The organism is Mangrovibacillus sp. Mu-81, from assembly GCF_036867415.1.
Lineage (GTDB): Bacteria > Bacillota > Bacilli > Bacillales > Bacillaceae_B > Rossellomorea.
This window is the reverse complement of the sequence record NZ_JBAJHU010000007.1, coordinates 190,440-197,424: the sequence shown is the minus strand read 5'-3', so window position 1 is coordinate 197,424 and position 6,985 is coordinate 190,440. Positions and strand designations below refer to the sequence as shown.

Annotated in this window: 6 protein-coding genes and 1 riboswitch; of the genes, 5 read left to right on the top strand and 1 reads right to left on the bottom strand. The window is 41.3% G+C overall.

Going from position 1 to position 6,985, the window contains the following annotated elements; all coding sequences use genetic code 11:
* Nucleotides 1–69 precede the first annotated feature (69 nt).
* Nucleotides 70–579 (top strand): GNAT family N-acetyltransferase, encoded by a 510-nt coding sequence (locus tag V6B33_RS15415; RefSeq protein WP_334218640.1) that lies wholly within the window; start codon nt 70–72, stop codon nt 577–579.
* Nucleotides 580–888: 309 nt separating this feature from the next.
* Here the strand turns inward: V6B33_RS15415 and msrA are convergent, their stop codons facing one another.
* A complete protein-coding gene (msrA, locus tag V6B33_RS15410; protein ID WP_442915544.1) occupies nt 889–1,461 on the bottom strand; it encodes a peptide-methionine (S)-S-oxide reductase MsrA in 573 nt (190 codons plus the stop codon).
* Between the two features lie 160 nt (nt 1,462–1,621).
* A riboswitch (cobalamin riboswitch) is annotated at nt 1,622–1,816 on the top strand.
* Between the two features lie 194 nt (nt 1,817–2,010).
* Between msrA and V6B33_RS15405 the strand changes: the two genes are divergently transcribed.
* The 4 genes from V6B33_RS15405 (at nt 2,011) to V6B33_RS15390 (ending at nt 6,694) form a co-directional block, all read left to right on the top strand.
* Nucleotides 2,011–2,967 carry an ABC transporter substrate-binding protein gene (locus V6B33_RS15405; RefSeq protein WP_334218638.1) on the top strand — a complete coding sequence of 319 codons (957 nt, stop codon included), beginning with the start codon at nt 2,011–2,013 and terminating at the stop codon, nt 2,965–2,967.
* Nucleotides 2,930–3,982 (top strand): FecCD family ABC transporter permease, encoded by a 1,053-nt coding sequence (locus V6B33_RS15400; protein WP_334218637.1) that lies wholly within the window; start codon nt 2,930–2,932, stop codon nt 3,980–3,982. Before V6B33_RS15405 ends, V6B33_RS15400 begins: the two co-directional genes overlap by 38 nt.
* Nucleotide 3,983: 1 nt before the next feature.
* Complete coding sequence (locus tag V6B33_RS15395; RefSeq protein ID WP_334218636.1) at nt 3,984–5,456, top strand: heme ABC transporter ATP-binding protein; 1,473 nt, start codon at nt 3,984–3,986, stop codon at nt 5,454–5,456.
* A 287-nt stretch (nt 5,457–5,743) separates the two neighbouring features.
* The gene (locus tag V6B33_RS15390) at nt 5,744–6,694 is read left to right on the top strand and encodes an LCP family protein (protein ID WP_334218635.1); all 951 of its coding nucleotides are present in this window, start codon (nt 5,744–5,746) and stop codon (nt 6,692–6,694) included.
* The last annotated feature ends 291 nt before the right edge of the window (nt 6,695–6,985 follow it).

The window sequence follows — 6,985 nt, the reverse complement described above, 5'->3', positions numbered from 1 at the left end:
GATTTTACGCTTATAAAGCACGACCTCCATGAATGGATATATGTTAGAATAGTCTTGAGGAGGGATTTTATGGAAAGTAAACTCGTCTATATGATAAAGAAAGTTGGAATAGAAGAGTTGGAAATCATAATTGACTTATTAATAGATGCCTCATGGTGGCTGAAATCCAAAGGGCTTCAGCAATGGGATTATTACCTGACAGATATTGATGGAAATCTTGGAGAAATTACTGAATCGCTCAAGAAGGGGAATACATATTTATTGTTATTAAGTAATAGAGCAGCAGGAACATTAACGCTGGAATCCTCACCGAATAAATGGGATTGTGAAATGTGGGGAGATGCAGCAGCTGAAGAAGGTTGTATGTATTTACATCGTTTAGTGGTTAAGCGGGAATGGAAAGGGGAAGGTTTGGGGGCCGAATGTTTAAAATGGGCTGAGTCCTTCTGTCAACAGAATGGTTATGGGAAACTAAGGTTTGATTGTCTGCATAGCAATGAGGGGTTGAATCATTACTATCAGAAGAGATATAAATTGAAAGAGACTGTCCATTTTCATGTTTCATGGAACGCACAATAAGTACGAAAAAAAAATAGAAGAACCGAGAAAATCTTGCGATTGATGGCCATTCTTGGTGGAGGATTTTCCCGGTCCCTTCTTCTTAACTTGTACAAATGTTATAAATATATTCATTCCTTTATCATCCTTATTCCCTGTGTTTTCGACTTTCTCATTGTTCGTCATCTTGTAATTTACTTTGTCATCATCAGGAGGAGGGCAAAATTTAACCTTTGCCAGGAATCTTTTACTTTGTCTTGTTTACTCTTTTCCTGAAAAAAACCCCTTTTTGCCAATTAGAATGGAAAACGAGATTTCCTTCATACAATGTTATTGCTGCCAGTGATTGCTGATAAATTCATCCCTGCCTGATATTTTACGATCGGCTTTATATTCATCAGGTTTTTTCTTGTAAAATTTCTGATGATACTCTTCAGCCGGATAGAACGCCGCTGACGGCAATATTTTCGTAACAATCGGCTTTCTGAAACGTCCGCTTTCTGCGATACTTTGTTTTGATGATTCAGCAGCTGCCTTTTGCTTATCGTTGTGATAGAAGATGGCGGTGCGATATTGATCTCCGCGGTCCTGGAATTGCCCGCCAACATCAGTGGGATCGATTTGCGGCCAGTAAAGTTCCAACAATTTTTCATACGGAAAGACAGCAGGATCGAAGGTAATCTGTACCACTTCGTAATGTCCGCTCGTTCCTTCTTTTACTTCTTTATATGTCGGGTTTTCCAGATGACCTCCTGTGTATCCCGAAACAACATCAATGATGCCGGGTAATTCGTCAAAAGGTTTTACCATGCACCAGAAACACCCTCCGGCAAAGGTAGCGATTTCTTTCTTCATTTCATAAGCCTCCTGATTTGTTGTTGCTTTAATGTGATAAAGAATCATCATAATGTACAAATTTTAACACTTTTCATGTAAGATTGACAATCAATTAAATTACACATGAAGTAACATCATATCGGGCAGACATTTAAAAAATGAAAATACTCAAAAATATGTTTACCTGCGCATATAAGCTCCTGTATAATTCTCGTGTACGGAAAATTACATAGTTGTTTGATTAGGTGAAGCGGAATCATGTGCATTCTCGAGCTTCTTAAAAGGGAAGTTGGTGAAACTCCAACGCGGTCCCGCCACTGTAAATGGGAGCAAACTGCAATGAACCACTGTATTTATGTACGGGAAGGTGCAGAAAGCAATGACCATAAGCCAGGAGACCTGCCTGACATCATTAACACCGGTACTACGCGGATAGGAAGGTGTAACATGCATGGATGGCTTTTTTATTTTTATGAATAAACTCTTATGCATTTTACACTGCATCTCCTTTTCGGGGATGTTTTTTATTTGGTGCTTCACAATCGCTGGAAGAATGGCCGGAGAGAAGCACATGTCATTCGGAAACTTTACCATAAGGAAAGAAGGAGAGAAACGATGAAAAAGATTAGTAGTCTGCTTATTGTTTTATTGTTGTCGGTGGTATTCACAGCTGCTTGCGGCAATGAAACCGGAGATCAAAAGGCCGGGGAAGGGACTCAAGAAAAAGCTGCAGATCAGTCCATTAAAGTGAAGGATGCTTTAGGCGATGAAATGACTATGGAATCAGAGCCTGAAAGAATCATCTCGTTAATCCCGAGTAATACGGAAATACTATTCGAGCTGGGACTTGGTGAAGAAGTGGTGGGGGTAACGGATTTCGATAATTACCCAGAGGAAGCTGCCTCAAAGGAAAAAATCGGGGGAATGGAATTCAATGTTGAAAAAATCATCAGCCTGAACCCGGATCTTGTACTTGCTCATGAGTCAACGGCAGTGAGCGCAAAAGAAGGTTTAGATCAATTAAGGGATTCTGGAATCAATGTATTCGTCATCCGTGATACGCAGAAAATAAAAGAAGTATACACAATCATCGAGAATATCGGGAAACTGACAGGGAAAACCAAAGAGGCTGATCAATTGGTATCTTCCATGAAGGATGATCTTCAAGAGTTAAAAGCAAAAGCTGAAGAAGTTGAAGAAAAGAAAAAAGTATATGTCGAAGTTGCTCCTGCACCGGACATTTACTCAACAGGAGATAATACATTTATTAATGAAATGCTTGAACTGATCAATGCGGAAAATGCCCTTAAAGGTCAGGAAGGATGGATCGCAGTCAATCAAGAGGAGGTCATCGCTGCAAACCCGGATGTCATCATCACTACTTATGGTTACTATAATGACAAATCAAAGGCACAGGTCATGGAACGTGCAGGATGGGAAGGAATCAATTCAGTAAAAAATGAGCACGTTTATGATGTACACTCTGATCTGGTGACCAGAACCGGTCCGAGATTGGTAGAAGGAGTAGAGGAAATTGCCAAATCTGTTTATCCGGAGATATTTACAGAATAGAATTTGGATTATTTATCTTACAGCGGTAAGTGCACTCGTCCTGTCACTGCTGCTTGGGATATCGATTGGAACAGTACAGGTTTCTATTGTCGATATTCTGAAAATTATCAGTGCCGGGATTTTTGGCGGCGTGTTACCGGAATATGTCGATCCCATGCACTCAAACATAGTACTTTCCATTCGCTTACCCCGTGTCTTATTGGCACTGGTAGTGGGAAGCTCCTTAGCAATTGCTGGTGCTTCCTTTCAAGGTTTATTAAGAAATCCCCTGGCTGATCCATTCACGCTGGGGATGTCTTCCGGAGCATCCGTTGGCGCAGTACTCACTTTGTTTTTCAGTATAAACCTCCCGTTACTGGGGTTATTCACGCTGCCGGTCATCAGTATCCTCGGTTCTTTGCTCACCGTCTTCCTTGTTCTGACGTTTGCGAGAAAAGTTGACCGCACAATGAAAGTGGAAACAATCATTCTGACCGGGATCATCTTCAGTTCGTTTCTCGGTTCCGTCATCTCTCTGATGATTGCTTTGTCCGGAGAAGAATTAAGGCAGATCATCGGCTGGCTTCTAGGCAGCGTATCCATGAGGGGATGGGATTATATTTTCATTATTTTTCCTTTTTTTATTGCCGGAACCTTGATTCTCATGTTAAATGCGAAGGAATTAAACGGCATGAGCTTCGGGGAAGACCAGGCACGCCATATAGGAATCTCGGTTCAGAAGAGGAAGTATATGATTCTGATAGCAGGTAGCATATTGACCGGGGCTGCCGTTGCGGTATCAGGAACCATCGGTTTTGTTGGGCTGGTCATCCCTCACTTTATAAGAAGGATCATTGGATACAATCACCAGCATGTTCTTCCATTATCGGTCATATCCGGCGGTGCTTTTCTAGTGGTTGCAGACTTGATTTCCAGAACCGTTATAAGTCCGTCAGAGCTGCCGATCGGAGTCATTACGGCTTTAATCGGAGCACCGATCTTCGCCTATATACTTCTTAAGAAAAGGGGAGCTTAACATGCTGAATGTTCACCGAATATCTGTAGGTTATGAAGAAAAAACCATAGTGAAAAAAATCGATTTTCACGTAGGCACAGGTGAATTCTTTGGAATCTTAGGTCCCAACGGAAGTGGTAAAACGACGTTGTTAAAGGCACTTTCTGGTGTTCTTTCTCTTACTTCAGGAAAAGTCACTCTGAATGGGAAGTCCCTCAGTGCCTATTCAGCAAAAGAGTTAGCGAAACTGATAGCCGTGCTGCCCCAAAACTCGTCCCATTCTTTTTCTTACAGTGTCAAAGAAACGGTCATGCTTGGACGTTATCCACATCAAAAAGGCTTATTTAAATCCATCTCTCTGCAAGATGAAGAGATTGTACAGGAAGCGATGACGCAAACAGGAGTGGAAGGATTGCATAAACGGAAACTGGATGAATTATCGGGTGGAGAAAAGCAGAGAGTGTTCCTTGCCCAGGCTCTTGCACAGGAACCTAAAGTCATTCTGTTGGACGAACCGACCAATCATCTGGATCTATCCTTCCAAAAAAGCCTGCTTGAATTGTTAAAGAAACAAACAGAAGAGCGTAATCTGACAGTTGTCTCCATTTTCCATGATCTAAACCTTGCAAGTCTTTATTGCGACCGCCTCCTTCTGCTTCAGGATGGGTTATCCAAAGTGGTGGACCACCCTGAAGAGGTATTGAAGGAACAACATATTAAAGAAGTATATGGTACGGAAGTACATAAACAGGCGCATCCTCATGTAGCCAAACCGCAGATCGTCATTCTCCCAGACGTAAAAGCTGAGGACGGGCATTTGTCAGCCGCTGAAAAGTATTTGGATATTTCCTCCCATACGATCACATACACTTCACCATTCCCGATGAAGTGTATGTCATCAGGAGTGGTTGGTTCGGGATTTGGCTGGTATAAAAACTTTGTGAACCGTCATGTCCCGCCCCATTATAATTGCACGGATTACAAGGAGGATATGATGAACTTCCTTATAGATAGTGAGATCGATCCATCTTTCACTGTCGGCATGATGACCGCCGTAAACCTGGAGGATGTCGAATACGGGTCCTATCGTTTCAATGAACATTCCATTTTTGTAGTGGTGACCGCAGGGGTGGGCAATGCTGTGGACGTTACAGGCAGCGAATTGTCTCCTGAGGAGATAAAGCCCGGGACCATCAATACCTGGGTGATGATAAATGGGAAGTTATCGGATGAAGCATTCATAGAGGCTCTTGTCATTTCCACTGAGGCAAAGGTAAGGGCTCTGCACGAGCAAGAAGTATATGATCACAGAAGCGGGACCCTGGCTACAGGTACACCTACAGATAGCATCCTGATTGCCTCAACTCATCAAGGAATTGACTATCCATTTGCCGGAAGCATCACTCCCCTGGGCAGGCTGATCGGAAAAGGAATATTTGAAGTAACCAAAAATGCAATTGAATCCTATCGAAACAGAATGAACAAATCTCAATAATATAATGGAGGACTGAAAGGCAAAGCTGAGTCGATGATCCACAGACTCAGCTTTTTAAATGGCGAATATGAAACCGGTGCTACATTTTGAACGATCTTTGGAGTTCGCTTCCATTCATGAATAATGGAGCTATATCGATACAATTATGTTACTATAAACTATATATTCTTATCATGCTGGAATTTCATGCTTTTCTCTCCATAACCTGTGTATTGAGTTACAATGGATAGTAGAGTAAAATTTCTCAATAGCTTGCTGCCATTTTATTTTGCAAAGAAGGTGGAAAAATGGATTCAAGACTCGATCGCAAGAAGAGAAAGAAAAAACGGGGAAGAAAAATTATCACAGTGCTATTATTAATCATATTATGTTTACTTGGCTATTCAGCTTTTCAATTCTATAAAGGGTACCAGATGGCTGATGGCAAGCAGAACATGAAAGAATATAAATTTAACGGGGTCAAAGACGAAAATGGGAAAATCAATGTATTGCTGCTCGGCGTTGACAGCAGGGGAGAAGAAAAATCCCGGACGGATACGATGATGCTCGCCCAGGTGGATCCTAAAACAAATGAAACAAAATTAGTCTCTTTTATGAGGGACATTTATGTAGAAATTCCAGGTTATCAAAACTATAAGCTGAATACTGCATTCTATTTAGGCGGACCGGAATTATTGAGAAAAACAATCAAGCACAATTTTGATATCGATATCCAATACTATATGATGGTCGATTTTAAAGGTTTCGAACAATCTGTTGATATTCTTGCTCCTGAAGGAATTGAAATGGATGTTGAAAAAGCAATGTCTGAAAATATAGGAGTTTCACTTGAACCTGGCGTACAGAACTTAAATGGTAAAGAACTGCTGGGTTATGCGAGATTCCGTGCAGATGCTGAGGGGGATTTCGGCAGGGTTGAGAGACAGCAAAAGGTAATTTCGGCCTTAAAAGGAGAAGTATTGACCCTCGACGGTGTCACAAAGCTTCCTAAACTGGCTGGTTCCATACAGCCATATATCCAAACCAACATGTCAAAGCTCGATCAAATCTCACTCGTGAAAGATGTACTATTAAGTAACAGTGATGAAATAGACAAATTAACGATTCCTGTCGAAGGATCATACGGATTTGGAAGATACGAAGGCGTAGGCTCTGTCATTGAATTGGATTATGAAGAAAATATCCAAGCACTGAAAGACTTCCTGAGCGGAAAAAGCTCGAAAGAAGTTACCGAATAATAAATGAACGAAGTTGAAAAGCCCGCCAGGCTGAAAATGCCTGGCGGGCTTTTTTGTCGGCAACCGACGAAAAGCTGAGTTCAGCGCAGAATCGGCACCGCAATTTAAAAATCTTACAACTAATGCTGATTAAACGTGATTATTGGTGATTTAAAGCTCTCAGAGCGTATTTGAATAACTGTAAATGAAATGATAACGCTTCCACTACCTTTTTCGGCTAATTCCTTACTACTTCCGTATATCGCCTTGATATCATTTACCATCATGTTACGATTATAAACGTTGTGAACA